17 protein-coding genes are annotated in these 20,521 nt (G+C 33.6%); 16 read left to right on the top strand and 1 reads right to left on the bottom strand.

The window, feature by feature from the left end:
- The first annotated feature begins 17 nt into the window (after nt 1–17).
- The 14 genes from ruvA (at nt 18) to LPB248_RS07760 (ending at nt 16,974) form a co-directional block, all read left to right on the top strand.
- The gene (ruvA, locus tag LPB248_RS07825) at nt 18–599 is read left to right on the top strand and encodes a Holliday junction branch migration protein RuvA (RefSeq protein ID WP_177210942.1); all 582 of its coding nucleotides are present in this window, start codon (nt 18–20) and stop codon (nt 597–599) included.
- 25 nt (nt 600–624) lie between these two features.
- Nucleotides 625–7,869: a cell surface protein SprA gene (gene sprA, locus LPB248_RS07820; protein ID WP_177210941.1), complete on the top strand. Its 7,245-nt coding sequence runs from the start codon at nt 625–627 to the stop codon at nt 7,867–7,869.
- Between the two features lie 86 nt (nt 7,870–7,955).
- On the top strand, nt 7,956–8,336 hold the full coding sequence (gene gcvH / locus LPB248_RS07815; RefSeq protein WP_177210940.1) for a glycine cleavage system protein GcvH: 381 nt from the start codon (nt 7,956–7,958) through the stop codon (nt 8,334–8,336).
- Nucleotides 8,329–8,712 carry a VanZ family protein gene (locus LPB248_RS07810; protein ID WP_177210939.1) on the top strand — a complete coding sequence of 128 codons (384 nt, stop codon included), beginning with the start codon at nt 8,329–8,331 and terminating at the stop codon, nt 8,710–8,712. The genes gcvH and LPB248_RS07810 overlap by 8 nt, the downstream gene beginning before the upstream one ends.
- Before the next feature lie 114 nt (nt 8,713–8,826).
- On the top strand, nt 8,827–9,570 hold the full coding sequence (deoC, locus tag LPB248_RS07805; protein ID WP_177210938.1) for a deoxyribose-phosphate aldolase: 744 nt from the start codon (nt 8,827–8,829) through the stop codon (nt 9,568–9,570).
- 19 nt (nt 9,571–9,589) lie between these two features.
- A complete protein-coding gene (locus tag LPB248_RS07800; RefSeq protein WP_177210937.1) occupies nt 9,590–11,713 on the top strand; it encodes a gliding motility protein RemB in 2,124 nt (707 codons plus the stop codon).
- 158 nt (nt 11,714–11,871) lie between these two features.
- Nucleotides 11,872–12,774 (top strand): heme o synthase, encoded by a 903-nt coding sequence (cyoE, locus tag LPB248_RS07795; RefSeq protein WP_177210936.1) that lies wholly within the window; start codon nt 11,872–11,874, stop codon nt 12,772–12,774.
- A 2-nt stretch (nt 12,775–12,776) separates the two neighbouring features.
- On the top strand, nt 12,777–13,364 hold the full coding sequence (locus LPB248_RS07790; protein WP_177210935.1) for a heme-copper oxidase subunit III: 588 nt from the start codon (nt 12,777–12,779) through the stop codon (nt 13,362–13,364).
- 42 nt (nt 13,365–13,406) lie between these two features.
- The gene (locus LPB248_RS07785) at nt 13,407–14,390 is read left to right on the top strand and encodes a cytochrome c oxidase subunit 3 (RefSeq protein ID WP_177210934.1); all 984 of its coding nucleotides are present in this window, start codon (nt 13,407–13,409) and stop codon (nt 14,388–14,390) included.
- A 19-nt stretch (nt 14,391–14,409) separates the two neighbouring features.
- Nucleotides 14,410–14,760 (top strand): cytochrome C oxidase subunit IV family protein, encoded by a 351-nt coding sequence (locus LPB248_RS07780; RefSeq protein WP_177210933.1) that lies wholly within the window; start codon nt 14,410–14,412, stop codon nt 14,758–14,760.
- Nucleotides 14,761–14,839: 79 nt separating this feature from the next.
- Nucleotides 14,840–15,481 (top strand): hypothetical protein, encoded by a 642-nt coding sequence (locus LPB248_RS07775; protein WP_177210932.1) that lies wholly within the window; start codon nt 14,840–14,842, stop codon nt 15,479–15,481.
- A gap of 11 nt (nt 15,482–15,492) precedes the next feature.
- On the top strand, nt 15,493–16,179 hold the full coding sequence (locus LPB248_RS07770; protein ID WP_177210931.1) for an SCO family protein: 687 nt from the start codon (nt 15,493–15,495) through the stop codon (nt 16,177–16,179).
- A 2-nt stretch (nt 16,180–16,181) separates the two neighbouring features.
- Nucleotides 16,182–16,724, top strand: a complete 543-nt coding sequence (locus tag LPB248_RS07765; RefSeq protein WP_177210930.1) for a DUF420 domain-containing protein — start codon at nt 16,182–16,184, stop codon at nt 16,722–16,724.
- Between the two features lie 40 nt (nt 16,725–16,764).
- Entirely contained in the window at nt 16,765–16,974 is a 210-nt protein-coding gene (locus tag LPB248_RS07760; protein ID WP_255463047.1) for a hypothetical protein, read from the top strand.
- 23 nt (nt 16,975–16,997) lie between these two features.
- Here the strand turns inward: LPB248_RS07760 and LPB248_RS07755 are convergent, their stop codons facing one another.
- Nucleotides 16,998–18,404 (bottom strand): DUF4403 family protein, encoded by a 1,407-nt coding sequence (locus tag LPB248_RS07755; protein WP_177210928.1) that lies wholly within the window; start codon nt 18,402–18,404, stop codon nt 16,998–17,000.
- 177 nt (nt 18,405–18,581) lie between these two features.
- Here LPB248_RS07755 and LPB248_RS07750 point away from each other — a divergent pair, with 177 nt between their 5' ends.
- Together LPB248_RS07750 and LPB248_RS07745 are read left to right on the top strand one after the other, a co-directional pair.
- Complete coding sequence (locus LPB248_RS07750) at nt 18,582–19,283, top strand: ABC transporter ATP-binding protein (RefSeq protein ID WP_177210927.1); 702 nt, start codon at nt 18,582–18,584, stop codon at nt 19,281–19,283.
- Complete coding sequence (locus LPB248_RS07745; protein ID WP_177210926.1) at nt 19,276–20,520, top strand: ABC transporter permease; 1,245 nt, start codon at nt 19,276–19,278, stop codon at nt 20,518–20,520. The genes LPB248_RS07750 and LPB248_RS07745 overlap by 8 nt, the downstream gene beginning before the upstream one ends.
- Nucleotide 20,521: the final 1 nt, after the last annotated feature.

The following is a 20,521-nucleotide window of genomic DNA, read 5'->3' as shown; positions in this document are numbered from 1 at the left end:
ACTAAGAAATTATATTTATGATAGCACATTTGCAAGGTAGATTAGTAGAAAAGAATCCTACAGAGGTTGTAATTGATTGTGGCGGAGTAGGTTATCAGGTAAACATATCGTTGCATACCTTCTCTTTAATTCCAAATTCTGAAAATATAAAATTGTATACGCATCTTCAAATTAAAGAAGATGCGCATACTTTATATGGTTTTGCTGAAAAATCGGAAAGAGAAATTTTTAGAATGTTGCTTTCTGTTTCAGGAATTGGAGCAGGAATTGCGAGAACAATGCTTTCGTCAATAGAACCAAAGCAAATTATAAACGCCATTGCATCTGGAGATGTAGGTGTAATCCAGTCTATAAAAGGGATTGGAAACAAAACGGCACAAAGAGTTATACTTGATTTAAAGGAAAAAGTTGTTAAATTGTACGATATTGACGAAGTTTTTGCTGTTCAAAACAATAGAAATCGAGATGAAGCGTTATCTGCTCTAGAAGTTCTTGGCTTTGTGCGAAAAGCTTCCGAAAAAGTGGTAGAAAAGATTGTAAAAGAAGATCCTGAAGCTACTGCAGAAACAATTATCAAAAAGGCTTTAAAAAGTTTATAAATTTCATTTTATATAAAAGAATTCTATGCGTAAAATTTGTATTTTGTTGCTGGTATTACTCTGCGGTAATGTTTTGCGTGCACAGGTTACACCGGTAGCTCAAGATACAACAAAAACTCAATTTTCAGTTGGTAAGATAGATATCGAAGACCCTCCAAGTGTACTTTCTGCATATAGATACGATCCTATTACAGATCGATATATTTACACCACTTCAGTAGATGGTTTCTCTATTAATTACCCTTTAATTTTAACTCCAAAAGAATACGAAGATTTAGTTTTAAAAGAATCGAGGCGAAATTATTTTAGAAAAAAATCAGACGCCATTGACGGTAAAAAAGCTGGAGCCGAAGCAGCAAAAAAAGATTTATTACCAAGATATTATATCAACTCGAGTTTATTCGAAAGCATCTTTGGAAGTAATACCATAGATGTAAAGCCCACAGGATCAGTAGAAATGGACTTGGGTATGCGTTACACAAAACAAGATAATCCTTCATTTTCGCCAAGAAACAGATCTTCCCTAACTTTTGATTTTGACCAAAGAATCAGTATGAGTTTAATGGGGAAAATTGGAACCCGTCTTGAAGTAAATGCCAACTACGATACTCAATCAACATTTGCTTTTCAGAACTTATTTAAACTAGCTTATACACCTTCAGAAGATGATATTGTTCAGAAAGTTGAGGTGGGTAATGTGAGCATGCCTCTTAATAGTACGCTTATTCGAGGTGCTCAAAGTTTATTTGGGGTCAAAGCGCAACTGCAATTTGGTAAAACAACTGTTACAGGAGTTTTCTCAGAACAGAAGTCACAAACCAAAAGTATAGTCGCAGAGGGTGGCGGAACCGTACAAAACTTTGATTTATTTGCATTAGATTATGATAATGACCGACATTTCTTCTTATCACAATATTTTAGAAATAAATACGATGCTTCATTAAAGAATTATCCATTAATTGATAGCCGTGTTCAAGTTACAAGAATAGAAGTTTGGGTAACCAATAAACAAAACAGGGTAACAACAGGAAATAATAACCTAAGAAATATTATTGCACTTCAGGATTTAGGAGAAGGCCAGGTTACAGGTGTACCAGATGATGAAGTTGTAGTAATTACAAATCCAACAGGTTTCTTTAATAATCCTATAGATTCTCCAACAGATAATACAAATAATAAATACGATCCTGGAGCAATCGGAAAAGCCGGAAGTTATTTAAATTCTAATATTAGAGAAATTGTCACAGCAAAATCAGGATTTAATAATACTAATGTAAATGAAGGTACAGATTACTCTGTTCTTGAAAATGCTAGAAAATTAACAACACAAGAATATACTTTTAATGCACAGTTAGGTTATATCTCATTACAACAGCGTTTGGCCAATGACGAAATTTTGGCAGTTGCATTTGAATATACTGTTGGAGGAAAAGTGTACCAAGTTGGGGAATTTGGAAGTGATGGTGTAGATGCAACTGTGGTTACAGGAAACAACAATGCCAATCAGGCAATTGTTACACAAAGTTTAGTTTTGAAAATGCTGAAAAGCAGTTTGACAAACGTACAGAATCCAGTTTGGAACTTGATGATGAAAAACGTGTATCAAATTCCACAGGCATACCAAATCAAACAAGAAGATTTTAGGCTTAACATTCTTTACACAGATCCTTCGCCAATCAATTATATTACACCGGTTCAAGGAAGCACTTTTCCATCAAATCCTGCGCCAGATGATAAATTAGATCAAACGCCATTATTGAATGTCTTTAATCTTGACCGTTTAAATTACAACAACGATCCGCAGACAGGAGGAGACGGATTCTTCGATTATGTTCCTGGAGTAACGGTTGATGTACAGAATGCACGAATTATTTTCACGACTAAAGAACCTTTTGGAGAGCTTTTGTTTAGAAAATTAAATACCGGCACTGGAGAAAGTTATAACGATCCATCTACATATAATCCAAATCAGAGAAAATATGTATTTAGAAACATGTATAAGAACACTCAGGCAGGTGCTTTGCAGGATAGTGACAAAAACAAATTCTTATTAAGAGGAAAATACAAATCTTCAGGTAGTAACGGTATTCCTATTGGTGCTTTCAACGTGCCGCAGGGATCTGTAGTGGTAACAGCTGCCGGAAGAGTTTTAGTAGAAGGTATTGATTATAGTGTAGATTATCAATTAGGAAGAGTACAGATATTAGACCCATCACTTCAGGCTTCTAATACTCCGATTGAAGTTTCGTTAGAAAACAATTCAATCTTTGGACAGCAGACCAGAAGATTTATGGGATTCAATATTGAACATAAAATTTCTGAAAAATTTGTTGTTGGAGGAACGTTCTTAAAAATGACAGAACGTCCTTTCACGCAAAAATCAAGTTATGGGCAAGAATCTGTAAATAACACTATTTTTGGTTTCAACGGAAATTACGCAACAGAAGTTCCATTTTTAACAAGATTGGCTAACAAACTGCCAAATATAGATACAGATGTTCCTTCTAATCTTTCAATTCGCGGAGAAATAGCATTTTTGAAACCAGATGCTCCAAAAGCAAGTGATTTTGAAGGCGAAGCAACTATTTATATCGATGATTTTGAAGGTACTCAAACTACAATCGATATGAGATCTGCGTATGCTTGGAGTTTGGCTTCAACACCATTTATTACTTCAGCGACAGATAATACTTTCAATGCCAGCTCAAGCACATTAGAGTATGGCTATAAACGTGCTAAGCTGTCTTGGTATACTATTGATCCGATTTTCTATACTTCAAAACCTTCAGGAGTTTCAAATGACGATTTGTCTTTAAACTCAACTAGAAGAATTTACAGTAAAGAACTTTATCCAAATACAGATATTGCACAAGGACAAATTCAGGTAGTTAATACGCTCGATTTAACGTATTATCCTTCAGATAGAGGGCCATATAATAATAACCCAAATTTTGCTTCAAGCAATCCAGCTGGCAATTTTGGAGGAATTATGCGCGCATTGAACTCTACTAACTTTGAGCAAGGAAATGTAGAATACATTCAGTTTTGGGTATTGGATCCTTATGTTGGTACAGGACAAGCTCAGTCAACGAACAACGGAAAAATCTATTTCAATTTAGGTGAAGTTTCTGAAGACGTTCTAAAAGACGGAAGAAAACAGTATGAGAATGGTTTGGGACCAGATCAGATTATGGTAAACCCGCAACCGATTTGGGGAGACGTTCCAGCGTCTCAATCATTGATTTACGCATTTGATACTAATCCAGACAATCGTAAAAATCAGGATGTTGGTTTAGATGGTCTGCCAGATGCAAAAGAAGGATCAATTTATACTAATTATGCGGGAGAAGAAGACCCTGCAGCAGATAACTATAAATACTTTTTAAATACAGATGGAGGCGTTTTACAGCGTTATAAAAGATACAACGGAACAGAAGGAAATTCTGCTGTAAGCGTTGATGATCCAAACCGTGGTTCTACAACTCTTCCAGATGTTGAAGATATCAATCGTGATAATACCATGAGTACAATCAATGCTTATTATGAGTATAGTATTGATGTAAAGCCAGGCATGCAGGTTGGTGAAAATTATATCACAGATATTAGAGAGGTTCAAAACGTAGAACTTCCAAATGGAGGTTCAACCAATGCAAGATGGATTCAATTTAAAATTCCTGTTTCAAAACCTCAAAATACTATTGGAAATATTACCGACTTTAGATCGATTCGTTTCATGCGTATGTTTATGACTGGATTTAATGATCAAATGACAGTTCGTTTTGGAGCTTTGGATTTAGTTCGTGGAGAATGGAGAAAGTACACAGGAACACTAGATGCAAATGATACAAATCCTGATGATGATGGAACCCAGTTTGATGTTGCGGCAGTAAACATTCAAGAAAACGGTACCAAATGTCCAGTTAACTATGTTATTCCGCCAGGAGTTCAAAGAGAACAATTGTATAATAATAATACGATTATCAACCAGAATGAACAGTCTTTAGCAGTTCGAATAGGGGGTACAGGATTAGAATATCAAGATTCTAGAGCAGTTTTCAAAAATGTAAGCGTTGACATGCGTCAGTACAAAAAATTGAAAATGTTCCTTCATGCTGAATCGCTTCCAAATGAAAATCAGCTTTTAGATGATGAGATGATCGGATTTATCCGTTTTGGTAACGATTTTACACAGAACTTTTACCAAGTTGAGATTCCATTAAAAGTAACAAGAACCGGAGGATCTTGTACTATTAGTCCAGATCAGGTTTGGCTTGAAGAGAATAATATTGATTTAGTTTTATCATTGTTGACAAGAATGAAAATTTTGGCAATGAGTATCGATATTAACTCACCAAAAAGAGATATTAATGGTATTTATTATCCAGACCGAGATCCTGATGTAGCTGGCGGTGACCAAGACGGTAAATTAACTTTAGGTATTAAAGGAAATCCGAATTTTGGTTTAGTTCGAAATTTAATGGTCGGAGTAAAAAGTGCTGCAAACCATAAAGATATTATGGGAGAAGTTTGGTTTAATGAACTTCGTATGTCCGATTTAGAAAATAAAGGCGGTATGGCTGCATTGTTAAATGTTGATACGAATATGGCCGATTTGATGACGTTATCTGCTTCTGGTAAAAAGAGCACAATTGGTTTTGGTTCTCTTGAACAGGGAGCTAACGAAAGAGACCGTGAAGATATTCAACAGTATAACATCGTAACCAATATAAATTTAGGAAAATTATTGCCTCCAAAATGGGGTATTAATCTTCCGTTTAATTATGCTATCGGGGAAGAAGTTATTACGCCAGAATATGATCCGTTTAACCAGGACATTAAGTTAGATCAATTGATCGCGGAAACTACAGATCCAGCAGAAAAGGAAAATATTAGAACACGTGCAGTTGATTATACTAAGCGTAAAAGCATCAATTTTATTGGAGTAAGAAAAGACAGAGCACCAGAACAGAAACCACATGTTTATGATGTAGAAAACTTTACTTTTTCTCAATCGTACAATCAGGTAGAAAGACACGATTATGAAGTTGAAAATTATAATGACGAACAATCGAATACTGCAGTAAATTATGCTTATACGTTCCAGCCAAAAGAGGTGGTTCCGTTTAAGCAAACCCAATTCATGAAAAAAAGTGATTATTGGAAAATGCTGAGCGATTTTAATTTTAATTATCTTCCTTCAAATATTTCGTTTAATACTAATATCTTAAGACAAAGCAACCGTCAGCAGTATAGACAAGTTGAAGATGTTCAAGGTATTGGACTCGATCCTCTTTATAGAAGAAATTTTGCTTTTAATTATCAATATGGTTTCGGATTTAATTTGACAAAATCATTAAAATTAAACTATACAGCAGCGTCTAATAATATTGTTAGAAACTTCTTGAATGACGATAATACACCAAAAGAAGATTTTAATATCTGGGATGATTATTTTGATATTGGTATACCAAATCAGCATTTGCAGCAATTGGTTCTGAATTATGATATTCCAATTAATAAAATTCCAATATTTAGTTTTGTAAAAGCGACTTACTCTTATACTGCCGATTATAACTGGCAGCGTTCTTCGACAGCAATGTCTCAGTACGTTGATGACAGTGGAGTATCTTGGGATTTAGGAAATACGGTTCAAAATGCCAATTCTAATACTTTTTCGACGACATTAAATATGAATACATTGTATAAGTATTTAGGTCTAACACCAGGTGCAAAACCTGCAAAAACAGCAAAACCTGCTGCACCGCCAAAACCAGGAGAGAAAATTGTGAATACTGCTAAACCTGTTACAAGCAGTAATCCTTTTTATGATGGTTTAATTGGAGTTTTGACTAGTGTTAAAAACGTTCAAATTAATTATACAAAAAATAGCGGAACAGTTTTACCAGGTTATATTCCAGGCGTAGGTTTCTTTGGTAGTTCTAAGCCTTCTTTAGGTTTCGTATTTGGTAGTCAGGATGATGTCCGTTATGAAGCGGCTAAAAATGGTTGGCTGACAAGTTATCAGAATTTCAATCAGAACTTCACGCAGGTAAGCAACAAACTGTTGAAAGTAACAGCAAACATAGATTTATTGCCAGATTTGAAAATTGATTTAGCAATGGATCGCGCTTATTCTGAGAATTCATCAGAACAATATTCAGTTAGAGATTCTATTGGAGGATTATATTATAAGCCATTATCACCATATACTTATGGAATGTTTTCTATTTCCACGGTATTAATTAAAACGGCTTTCTCTACAAGTACAGAAACTGTGTCTTCTGCATTTGATGATTTTAGAAGCAATCGTTTAATTATAGCAAATCGCTTAGCAGAAGATCACTATGGGCCAGGGACAGTGATTCCTAGATATGATGCTAGTGCGCTTCCGCCAGAAAATCCAAATGCCCCTTTAGAGGATCTTTCAAATCCAAATAATAGTGAACGAAAAATAATTCAGTCAAATGATGGTTACCCAGTCGGTTATAGTAAAAGTAATCAAGCAGTTTTGCTTCCTTCATTTATGGCTGCCTATACAGGAGCAGATGCTTCGAAGAGTTCGACAGGTATTTTTAGAAGTTTTCCTATTCCAAACTGGAGTATTAAATATAATGGTTTAATGCGTTATAAGTATTTCAAAGATCATTTTAGACGTTTTTCATTACAGCATAATTATAGAGCATCGTATACTATTAGCCAGTTTAGATCTAACTTTGATTATTTAGAAAATCCAACAGGACAGGATGTAAATACAAACTTCTTTAATAAAACGATTATGTCTAATGTTAACTTAGTAGAGCAGTTTAGTCCGTTGATGAGAATTGATTTTGAATTGAAAAATTCATTCCGTTTATTAACGGAAGTTAAAAAAGATCGTGCTTTGTCTATGAGTTTTGATAATAATTTATTGACAGAGGTTAGAGGAGTTGAGTACGTAGTAGGAGTAGGATATCGTTTTAAAGATGTAATTATTTCGTCTAGATTAGCAGATAATCCGACAGGAATTATTAAAAGTGATATCAATATAAAAGCCGATTTCTCATATCGAAATAACGAAACATTAGTTCGCTATTTAGATTACGATAATAATCAGCTGGCAGCAGGACAGAATATCTGGACGTTGAAATTGACAGCAGATTATGCTTTCAGTAAAAACTTAACAGCAATATTCTATTATGACCATTCGTTCTCGAAAGCAGTTATTTCAACTTCTTTTCCTTTAACGAATATCAGATCAGGTTTCACACTTCGTTATAATTTCGGAAATTAAATTTGAGTTTCTAAACTAGATTTTATTAGAAGATTATTACATTTGTGGCTTAAATTTTAAACAATCAATTTTCAAACACAACTATTATGAGCATACCAGCAAATTTAAAGTACACAAAAGATCACGAATGGGTTAGCATTGAAGGAGATGTTGCAACAGTAGGAATTACTCATTTTGCACAAAAGGAGTTAGGAGATATCGTGTATGTTGAAGTAGAAACTTTAGACCAGACACTAGATAAAGATGAGGTTTTTGGAACAGTTGAAGCTGTAAAAACAGTTTCTGATTTATTCTTACCATTAACAGGTGAAATCATTGCTTTTAATGAAGAATTAGAAAGTGCTCCTGAAACAGTTAATTCAGATCCTTATGGAGCTGGATGGATGATTAAAATAAAAATTGCTGATGCATCAGAAATTGATTCTCTATTATCTGATCAAGCTTATAAAGATTTAATCGGTGCCTAAACAACTCTTATTAATTTGGGCAATTATCTGCTCAGGAATTATTACTTATTTTTGTTTGACAGATTCAAGTAATATACCAGCGGTTAATTTTCCGAGTATTGATAAAATTGTTCATTTCTGTTTTCATTTTGGATTTACGATTTCGTGGATTTTATTTTTCAAAAAAGAATTAAAAGGAAAAGATGCAAACGACTATAAAGCGTATTTGATTTCTTTTATATTTTCTGTCTTTTTTGGAATTACAATCGAAATTCTCCAAAGTGCTCTTACAGTAACAAGAGCCGCAGATGTTACAGATGTTTTAGCAAATGCGCTAGGAGCGGTTGTGGCAGTTTTTTCAGCAATAGCTTTTAAAAGGCAAATCGATAAAATATAATTTTTAAAACCCACTTCGGTGGGTTTTTTATTACAAGAAAATCAAGCACTTAAAAGCTATGTTTTTTCAATATAAAATGTACTTTTGTGCTGGTTTTGTGCAACTTCTATCAAAATGAATGTAAAGCAATATTTAGACTCTACGTATTTAAAAACTGCATCGCAAGCTGGTCTTTCGGAAGCAGAAAATGCTATTGTGGTCAAAAATGCAATTGCGGAAGCAATTCATGAAGGTTTCAAACTAATTATGATTCGTCCAGAATATGTTGCTCTGGCGAAAAAAATGATTAGCGAAGCCAATTCTGTTCTATTAGTCGGAACTGTAATTGATTTTCCAGAAGGGAAATCAAGTCTTGAAGACAAAATTAAAGAAGCTAATGAAGCTATTGCTAACGGAGCAGATGATTTAGATTTTGTCTGCAACTACGAAGCATTTAAAAATGGTGATCTCGATTTAGTGAAAAAAGAAATCTTAATCGGAACACAGATAGGTTTAGCAAACGATAAAACCGTAAAGTGGATTATTGAAGTTGCTGCCTTAACAGATAAAGAAATTATTCAGCTATCGTCCTTAATAAAACATGTTGTAGTATCTAATTTTAAAGAAGACGATTTTGAATCTGTTTTTGTAAAATCTTCTACTGGTTTTTACAAAACAGACGATGGTGTTCCAAATGGAGCGACAGTCCCAACTATAATTATGATGCTTGAAAATGCTTCGCCACTTTCCATAAAAGCAGCAGGCGGAGTCCGTTCATTTGAAGAAGCGGCAGAAATGATTCGTTTAGGAGTAAAACGAATCGGAACTTCGGCTGCAAAAGCAATTGCTAATGGAGAAATTTCCCCAAATCAATATTAAATAAATACCCCAATTTTAAGTGAATAAGTTTTTTTTGTCCCTTGTTTTAATTTCTTCTTTTTTTATTGTTTCCGCTCAGCAAAATGGTAATTCTTCAATTCAGGCAGGTTTTACAGCAGAAATGTTTCCAGTTTTTCCTAACTGCAAAAATTTGGAAGCCAAAAAACTAGAAAACTGTTTTTATAAAGAAGTTCAGGATTTTGTGTTTAACAATTTTCAAGTTCCTCAGAAATTAAAACAGAACAATTATAAAGGAGCAGTAAAATTGCTTTTTGAAGTAAATGCAGAAGGAGAATTTAAAGTGATTTATGTTTCTGCAGAAACTGAAGAATTGTCTGAAGAGGCAAAGAGAGTTTTTGGTACATTTCCAAAAATAAAACCTTCGACTTATAACGCAAAGCCAACGTATTCTAAATATACGATTTCTATTGATATACCACTAAAAAGTGCAGCACAGCTTGCAGCAGAAGCTCTAGCGGCGGCAGAAATTTTAAAACCGGCAGAAAAACCAATGACAGAGTTGGATAGTATTGTCTATAAAAAATACAATAATCCAGAATTCGATAGCCATTTAAATATTCCTTTTTCGCACAGCTATTATGCGCAGTTTGATGCTGCAATGAACGAGGTTGGAAGTAATAATCACACAGCTTCTAAGCCTTATACTTATGCTGAGGTTTCAAAATATTATAATTTAAGAGCCGTAAATGAATCGTTACAGAAAAAAACATCAACTTGGCTGGGAAGAAAATGGTGGAATGAAAATTTAGTGCAGATTCAGGGAGAAGATTATTGGTTTGCCTTAAATCCAATTGTGGATTTACAAATGGGTAAAGCTTCAGATCTTGATGCTTCTTACACTTACGTGAATACGAGAGCATTAAACTTTAGAGGAGGTTTAGGAAAACAAATCAACTTTACAACTACATTTTTTGAGAGCCAGGGAAGATTTGCAGGGTATTTTAATGATTATGCAGAATCTATAAAGCCTTCAGGAGGAAACCCAGCAATAATTCCTGGAGTTGGAATTGCAAAAAGATTCAAAACAGATGCTTACGATTTTCCTTTGGCGGAAGCGAATATTACCTTTGCACCAGGAAAAATATTTGATTTTCAGTTAGGTTACGGTCGCAATTTTATAGGAGACGGTTACCGTTCTTTATTGGAAAGCGATGGAGCAAGTCCGTATCCATATTTTAAACTGAATACCAAATTCTGGAAAATTAAATATACCAATACATATATGTGGATGAAAGACGTTCGTCCAGAAGTAACGGCTGAAAAAACGTATGCGACTAAATTTATGGCAAATCACTATTTGAGTTGGAATGTTTCTAATAGAGTCAATTTAGGTTTTTTTGAATCTGTAGTTTGGACGAATTCTAACAACAGAGGTTTTGATGCTAATTTTGTTAACCCGATTATTTTTTACCGTGCAGTAGAATTTGGTTCTTCATCTAAAAGCGGAAATGCGCTTTTAGGAATTACAGGAAAATACAAATGGAATAATAGTATAAATCTGTATTCGCAATTTTTGATTGACGAGTTTTCTGTTTCTGATGTTGGAGCAGGAAATCAAAGTTGGAAAAACAAATTTGGGTTTCAGTTTGGAGCAAAATATTTCAATGCGTTTAATGTAAAAGATTTACTAGTGCAGGTAGAATTTAATAGAGTACGTCCTTATGTTTACTCGCACAGCGCTGTTATTACAAATTATGGGCACAATAATCAGAGTGTTGGGCACCAATGGGGAGGAAATTTTAAAGAACTTATTGCAATTGCAAGATATCATAAAGGTCGTTGGCTTGCTGATGCAAAATTAACAGTTGGAACAAGAGGTTTGGATTTTGATACTGCAGAAGACTCTTATAACTATGGAGGAAATATTTATAAAAGTTATGATGTGAAACGTCCGTATGATACAGGCGTAAAAATAGGACAGGGAAATAAAACGAATGTTTTTATTGCAGATATTCAAGGTGGTTATTTGATTAATCCGATGACAAATTTGAAGCTGTTTGGAAGTTTGATCTATAGAAATTTTGATCCAACTCAAGAAACGGCGACAACTTTTAAACAAAGTACCACTTGGTTTAGCGTTGGTTTACGTTCAGATATTTTTAATTGGTATTTTGATTACTAGTATTTTTAATAAGATTTTTCGAAATAATAGTGTTAAAGAATGCTGAGATCTTAATTTGCAAAGGGTTTATTGAAAAAAATCTATTTTTATAGGCTTAAATTCTACAATCTAATTTGTACATTTGCACCACTCAAAAAAAATACACAAAAACAACGGTATTGAACGCTGCAAAAAATACATTATCAATCAAATCAATATTTCTAGATTTTAAAGAGATTACTAAAGCTGGTTTAGCTATTAGTGTATTATTCTCTTCTATCGCTGGATATTTATTAGGAGTAGATTCTGAGCACCCTTTCAAATGGAGTGTTTTGGCTGTTTTGGCAGTTGGAGGTTACTGTATGGTAGGAGCTTCAAACGCTTTTAATCAAGTAATCGAAAAAGATATCGATTCTTTGATGGATCGTACTAAAAATCGTCCAGTTCCATCAGGGCGCATGTCTCCAAAAGTGGCTTTACTGGTAGCAAGTCTTCTGACAATTTTAGGAATCGCACTTCTTTATACGATAAACGCAAAGTCGGCAATGTTTGCTGCAATTTCTATATTTCTTTATACAAGTGTTTATACACCATTAAAAACAGTAACTTCGTTGTCTGTTTTTGTTGGAGCATTTCCTGGAGCAATTCCGTTTATGCTGGGTTGGGTAGCAGCAACAGGCGAATTTGGTATCGAAGCAGGAACTTTATTTTTAATTCAATTTTTTTGGCAGTTTCCTCATTTTTGGTCTATCGGGTGGTTTTTGTATGAAGACTATGAGAAAGCGGGAATTTTTATGCTTCCGACAGGTAAAAAGGATAAAGGAACTGCGTTACAAATAATATTGTATACAATTTGGCTTATAATAGCATCGTTATTACCTGTGTTAGGTTTTACAGGGCAATTGTTTATTTCGCCAATTGCAGCGGTTTTAGTCTTTCTATTAGGGATTTGGATGCTTTTCTATGCAGTTCGTTTGTATAAATTAAGAACTGCAAAAGCAGCGAGAACATTAATGTTGGTAAGTGTTTCTTATATTTCGCTGTTGCAAATTGTATTTATAATAGATAAATTTTTAAGATAGTTATGGAAATGACATTAAAAACAAATGAAGAACAAGTAAGGAAATCGAAATCAGCAAAACTGATTCTGCTTTTCGCAATGGTTAGTATGACCATGATGTTTGCTGGTCTGACAAGTGCATTTGTAGTAAGTAAATCAAGAGCAGATTGGTTGAAGAATTTTGAACTTCCTTCAGCGTTCTATTGGAGTACAGCAGTAATTATTGCATGTAGTGTTACTTTTCACTTGGCAAAAAAAGCCATTCAAAAAGACAATAGAAGTGCAGTTACAGGATTGCTTCTTGGAACTTTGGCTTTAGGGATTTTATTTGTGGTATTACAATTCAAAGGATTTGGACAAATCGTTGCAGAAGGGTATTACTTTACTGGAGAAGGTAGTTCAATTACTACAACTTTTCTTTATGTGGTAACAGTTACACACCTGTTGCACTTAGCTGGCGGATTAATTTCACTTTTAATTATAATTTATAATCATTTTAAACAAAAATACAATTCGACTCAAACTCTTGGGATAGAGCTAGGTGCGATGTATTGGCACTTTTTGGATTTATTATGGGTATATTTATTTTTATTTTTATATTTCTTTAAATAAGAAAAAAACGTAAATTTGGGAACTTTTTAACGAATATCTTTTATGGGAGCGACAGTTACTACTGCAAACAACGACGAAAAAACTTGGGGAGGCGGTCACAATGAGCCTTTAGGAGCAAGTTATGGTAAAATGATGATGTGGTTTTTTATCGTATCAGATGCCTTAACATTCTCTGGATTTCTAGGAGCTTATGGTTTTTCTAGATTTAAATTTATTGAAACTTGGCCTTTGGCTGATGAAGTGTTTACTCACTTCCCATTTATGCATGGTGTTGCGGCTCCAATGTATTATGTAGCATTAATGACTTTTATTTTGATCTTTTCTTCTGTAACAATGGTATTAGCTGTTGATGCAGGACACCAATTGAAAAAGACAAAAGTTGCAATCTATATGTTCTTAACTATTATTGGAGGTTTGATTTTCGTTGGTTCTCAAGCTTGGGAATGGAAAAACTTCATTAAAGGGGAATATGGAGCAGTTGAAACAGTTGGAGGAAGTTTACTTCAATTTGTGGATAAAGATGGTAAAAGAGTAGCTTTAGCTGATTTTGCTGTTAAATTGCCAGAACAAAGAGAAGCTTTAACAAGAAGCCACTCAACTTGGTTTATGGAAGACGCTCAGTCTCTTCCAACTTATACAGTTGCTGAAGTGCAAGCTGGATTTAAAGCACATCCAGAAATCTTAATCAGAACAGAAAAACTTACAGATAAGAAGCAAAAGACAGTTTTGTCAAGAGAAGAATCTGAAAAACATTTGGCTAGTGCTAAATATGTGGTAGAAGGTGCTAACTTGATCAGAAACGAGTACGGTAATAAATTATTTGCTGATTTCTTCTTCTTCATTACAGGTTTCCACGGATTCCACGTATTCTCTGGAGTTATCATCAACATCATTATTTTCTTTAATGTATTGTTAGGTACTTACGAGAAAAGAAGAAGCTACGAAATGGTAGAGAAAGTTGGTTTATACTGGCACTTCGTAGATTTAGTTTGGGTATTTGTATTTACAGTTTTCTACCTAGTTTAATTTTTAGAATTTAATTATTATGTCACACGAGCACGTATCAAATACAAAAAGAATCTGGTTTGTTTTCGGATTACTTTCAGTAGTAACTACAGTAGAGGTTATTTTAGGTATCTACAAACCTGGAGTATTGGAATTTAATCATTTTGTTGGATTGAATCTATTAAACTGGATTTTCTATATCTTAACAATTTTCAAAGCATATTATATTGTATGGGCATTTATGCACATGGAAGGTGAAAAAAGCAACCTTAGATGGTCTGTTGTTTCTCCTGTTATCTTCCTAGTTTTATATTTATTGTTTATTCTGTTAACAGAAGGACATTATATTTATGGGGTTTTTAAAGATTCTACTATTAAATGGAATTTTTAACATGATATTAATTCGAAAAGAAGCTCCGATTTACGGAGCTTTTTTTATTTTTGTACCTCAATAATTCCCCGTTAATACAATGAAAAAAAATATAGTTCTCTTTGTACTTTTTGTATTGCCAATTGTAGCGTATTTATTTTTCGCTTCTGGTGTAAATAGTTTTACAACACTTCCTGTAATAACACCAAAAGTGGCCGACTTTGGAAACTGGAATTCATTAAACGGAAAAAAAATCTCCCTTGATAAGAAGATTACTGTACTAGGCTTTTCGGGTACAAATATTTTAGAAAATAGAGGTAATTATTTTAATCTGAATGAAAAGATCTATAAACGTTATAACGGTTTTGAAGATCTTCAGTTTGTAGTGTTGTGCCCAACAGGAACTGAAAAGGAAGCTCAAAAAATTGTTGATGCTTTGTCTCCTTTTACAGATGTTAAAAACTGGAATTTTGTTTTTGCTTCAAAAGAAGAAATCCAGAAGTTTTATGACGGATTGCATTTAAAAGAAAAGCTGAATGAAAACCTTGGAACTTCTAATGTTTATATTATCGATAAAGAACGTAATCTAAGAGGTAGAAAAGATAAAGAGGAATATAAAGAGGGGTATGATACTTTTCATCCATCTGAATTAAGCAATGAGATGCTTGATGATTTCAAGATTATTCTTTACGAATACCGCGCAGCTTTAAAGAAAAATCATAACGCTACAAAGCAACTTTAAAATCATTTATAATGTTTAAGAACAAATCATATATCGGAATCTCTTTTGTCATTTTGATTTTTGGGATTTACGCCATTCCTAAAATTGTTGATCGAGTTAAAAACGGTGACGTTGTAAAAGGAAATCGTTTGGATAATGTTGGAGTAAAATCTTCAAAGGAAGCTAAACTTTTGACAATTGGCCCAGCTCCAAAATTCGAATTGACGAATCAGGACAATATTAAAGTTTCTAATGAAACGTATAAAGGAAAAGTATATGTTTTGGAATTCTTCTTTACAACTTGTCCGTCTATTTGTCCAAAGATGAATATGAGTATGCTAGAGATAGAAAAGACCTTTTTCGGAAATCCGAACTTTGGAATTGTTTCTATAACAATAGACCCTAAACATGATACGCCACAGGTTTTAAAAGATCACGCTAAATTGTTAGGGGTAAAATCTTCAAACTGGAATTTCTTAACAGGAGACAGAAACGTAATCATGGATTTGTCTAATAAAGGGTTTAATCTTTATGCTGGAGAAAATGATAAAGTAAGCGGTGGATTTGAGCATTCTGGTTTGTTTGCTTTAATAGACAAAGATGGAAACATTCGTTGCAGAAAAGATGAATACGGAAACCCAAATATTTATTACGACGGTTTAGATAAAAAAGGAGTAAGAGATATTCAAGAAGATATTAAAATTTTATTAGCAGAATAAAAATGGAAGATAATACTTTAGAGAAAAAATATAGCAAGTTCATTATTGCAGTTTCAATTGTAATCCCAGTTGTTGTAGCAATTTTGTTCGGAGTTAAATTGAAAGATTTTGGTTTTAATGTAGAACCTTTATCGTTCTTGCCTCCAATTTATGCAACTACAAATGGTATTACAGCAATTGTTTTGGTTTGGGCTGTTTTGGCAATTAAAAAAGGAAACCAAAAACTACACGAAAGATTAATGACTTTTGCTATTGCATTGTCAGTTGCTTTTTTGGTTATGTATGTAGCATATCATATGACTTCAGATTCTACAAAATATGGAGGAGATGGAGCATTACGTTATGTTTATTTCTTTATTCTTGTAACGCATATTTTATTATCAATTGCAATTATTCCACTTGTTTTAATCACCTATGTTAGAGCGCTTGCAAAACGTTTTGATAGACATAGAAAAATTGCTAAAATCACATTTCCTCTTTGGTTGTATGTTGCGGTAACTGGAGTGGTAGTTTATTTAATGATTTCGCCATATTATGTACACTAAAAATAAAATCCAAAAATCAAGTTCCAAATTACAAAGTTTCATGTTTGGGATTTGTATTTTTTTAATTGGAATTTCAGCAAATGCTCAATGCGCCATGTGCCGCGCGGCATTATCTGGAGATTCCAATACTAAAAAAGCTGAAGCAGTAAATGATGGAATTGTTTATTTAATGGTTATTCCGTATTTACTAGTATTAATAATAGGATATTTGATTTATCGAATGTATTCTAAAAAGAAAAAAGCAGTGTAATTATTACACTGCTTTTTTTTTTATTATTTAAGTCCGTTAACCGAGACATTTACCGTACCGTTTATTTTTATGAATGCTATAATGGCCTGATTGGTTAACTGTATTTTGTCAAACTGAATATCTTCCATTTTCCCATTAACGAATACACCCGGCATTGGTGAGTAATTCTTTAGATATCCTGCCATGCTCTTTTTACCTTCTTCCAGATTGGGCTGAATTGAATAGCGACAGCTTTCTTCCATCTTTCTAAGAATATATCCTTGCGCTAGCCAGTTAGCTGTTCGCATCAATTTACTTTTGGTGTCTAAAACGTAATCTAGTTTTTCAAAGTAAATTTCTTTTGTCTGTGCATTGTATGACGGAAAACCATTTAAATAAAGTGTTCCGTTTATATATCCTAGAACATCTAATGCAATAATCATTTTGCCATCTTTATGCCAGATTGATACATTTTTTACAGTTACTTTTTTACTGCCCGAACCAAATTCCTGACCGGCAAAATTCTTGGTCATAATTTTTGAGGCATCTACATAGCTTGAAATGGCTGCAATATTAGCAGAAATCTGATTTGGGATTTTAGCAACTGGTTTTAGCGCGATTTTGTTTGCATTGTATTTTGAGTCTGGCTGTTTGCCAACAATTGTTTCCATATTGCATTTCATGCCCATGTCAAGCAAAAATGAATCGTTTTTAAGTTTAGCATTTGTAGAATAAATTTCGATAGGAACAATTCGGAGCCAGCTTTCATAAGTATCACTCATTTGAAAGGGAGTGCAGATTTTTTCGACAGCTTGGAGGACATTCGGTTTAAAATCCATTGATTTTTCAATTGCTCCATCAATTTCCTTTTCCAGTTTGCTTTTGAAAATAGAAATAGCAGGATTTATTAAATAAGTAATTGGCATGTTTTTGCCAAATATTGACATGGTTGGACTTTCGTTCCAATTTAGAGATTTAAATTCTGTTTTTGTGGAAAGCTTCCAATTGGTTAGGGCAGTTTCGCTTGAAAGTGTTATAACTCCGTTTAAGTTAAATTCTCTTACATCATACAATTCAACTCCAAGCTTTTTTGTTCCAATTCGATATTTGATTGTCGCTTTAAGCGGTAAAATTGTTCTAATTCTTTTATCAAGATTCGATGGATCATTTTGAATTTTAATTGGAGCTTGTTTCCAAATTTTCATTTCAATATCATCATCTTCGATATTGTTATCTTCATAAATTAAACCATTAAGCAAAGAGTTAGTCTGATTTTCAATATCGCTTAATTTGATAGTAATAGGAAGATTTATAAAGGAGGGACTGCTGTCATAAATCAGCGGACTAGCATCGTCTGGTTCGGGTTTTAATGTTTCTAATTTTTGAGCCGATGAACAGCTTGATAGCACCGCAAGCGCTGTAAACATTGAAATAATAGAACTAAGCTTCATTTAAGATGATTTTTATTACGAAGTAAAATTACGAAAACAATCATATTTTATTAAAAAAGTGTAACAATAACTAAATTATGCAGTCTTATACAAAATAGGTAACAAAATTATTAACTTTTTATTATCATAAATTACTTAATAAAAACGTTATTATTGTCTAAAAAAATTAACAATACCATGATTGAAATTAAAGATTTACATAAATCCTATAAGATGGGAAGTTCAGAATTACATGTATTAAAAGGTATTAATTTTAATATTGAAGAAGGTGAATTAGTTGCAATCATGGGATCATCTGGGTCAGGTAAATCTACACTTCTTAACATTTTGGGAATTCTGGATGAAGCTGATTCTGGAAGTTATATTTTAGATAAAACGCCTATAAAAAAATTAAACGAAACAATTGCCTCAAAATACCGTAATAAGTTTTTAGGTTTTGTTTTTCAATCTTTTAACTTAATCAATTACAAAACGGCATTAGACAATGTTGCGATGCCTTTGTATTATCAAGGCGTTAAAAGAAAGGAACGTTACGATATAGCAATGAAGTATTTGGAAAAAGTAGGTTTAGGTTCTCACGTTCACCACTTGCCAAATGAACTTTCTGGAGGTCAGAAACAACGTGTGGCTATTGCACGAGCATTGGCTTCAAATCCGAAGGTTTTGCTTGCCGATGAGCCGACAGGAGCTTTGGATACTAAAACTTCTTATGAAGTGATGGAACTTATTCAGGGGATTAACGACGAAGGAAAAACGATTTTGATTGTTACACACGAACCTGATATTGCTGCAATGTGCAAAAGAAATGTTGTCCTGAAAGATGGATTAATTATCGATGATAAAAAAGTAGAACAAGTTAGAGCTTCGTCTTATGTTTAATATTGAACGCTGGCAGGAAATATTTGAAGCCATTTCGAAAAACCGCTTAAGAACATTTTTAACAGGGGTTTCTGTGGCTTCTGGAATTTTTATTTTGGTGATCCTACTAGGTGCAGGTAAAGGTTTACAGAATGGAATTGAAAAACAATTCGAACGTGATGCGGCTGGAATTATAGAGGTTTGGTCTGGAACAACTACCAAAGAATACAAAGGATTAAATCCAGGAAGACAGATTCAATTTCGCAATAGCGATTATAATCAATCGGTACAGAAATTTGAAGATAAATTAGACTTGAGAGCTTCAACAAATAATTACTGGGGACAGGCTTTTGCTTATGGTAAAGAATCGGGAAGTTATCAGTTTAGAGGTGTAAATCCAGATTATGGAGGAATAGAAAATTTAACCATCGTTCAAGGTCGTTATATCAATGCTAAGGATTTAGAAAGTAATGCAAAAGTGGCTGTTATCGGAATGAAACTAAAAACTGATTTGCTTAAAGATAAAGAGGCAATCGGGGAAGAAATCCTAATTAACAACATTAACTTCAAAGTGGTTGGAGTTTTTACAGACCCAGGAGGGGAGAGAGAGGAAACTCGTGCTTATTTACCTTTGACTACAGTTCAGAAGACATTTGGCGGTGGCGATAAAATTAGCAACTTGTTTTTTACCCTTAAAAAGACAAGCGATTATGATGAAGCATTGGCTCAATCCGAAAAATTTACACAAGATTTAAAAGATTTATTAAAGAGCAAAAATGTCGTAGCACCTGAGGATGACGGTGGTGTCGGAGTTTATAATTCGGTTAAAGATGCTAAACAATTTTACGATTTAAACTTATATATCAGACTCTTTTTCTGGTGGGTTGGTATCTGTACGATTATCGCTGGTGTAGTTGGAGTAAGTAATATCATGCTTATCATTGTAAAAGAACGTACAAAAGAAATCGGAATTAGAAAAGCGCTAGGAGCATCGCCTTTTTCTATTATAACGATGATTCTTCATGAATCAATTTTCATTACGACGATTGCAGGTTTTGTTGGATTATTGGCTAGTCTTGCACTATTAGAATTTGTAGGACCGATGGTTCAGAGCGAATATTTTAGAAATCCTGAAGTAGATTTTAGTGTTGCTTTAACTACTTTGGTATTACTTGTTTTTGCAGGGGCAATGGCAGGATTTTTCCCAGCCTACAGAGCAGCCAAAATTAAACCTATTGTAGCACTTAGAGACGAATAAT

The organism is Flavobacterium sp. LPB0248 (genome assembly GCF_013388355.1).
Classification (GTDB): domain Bacteria; phylum Bacteroidota; class Bacteroidia; order Flavobacteriales; family Flavobacteriaceae; genus Flavobacterium.
The sequence above is the reverse complement of the archived record's forward strand: the minus strand, read 5'-3'. Positions and strand labels throughout refer to the sequence as shown.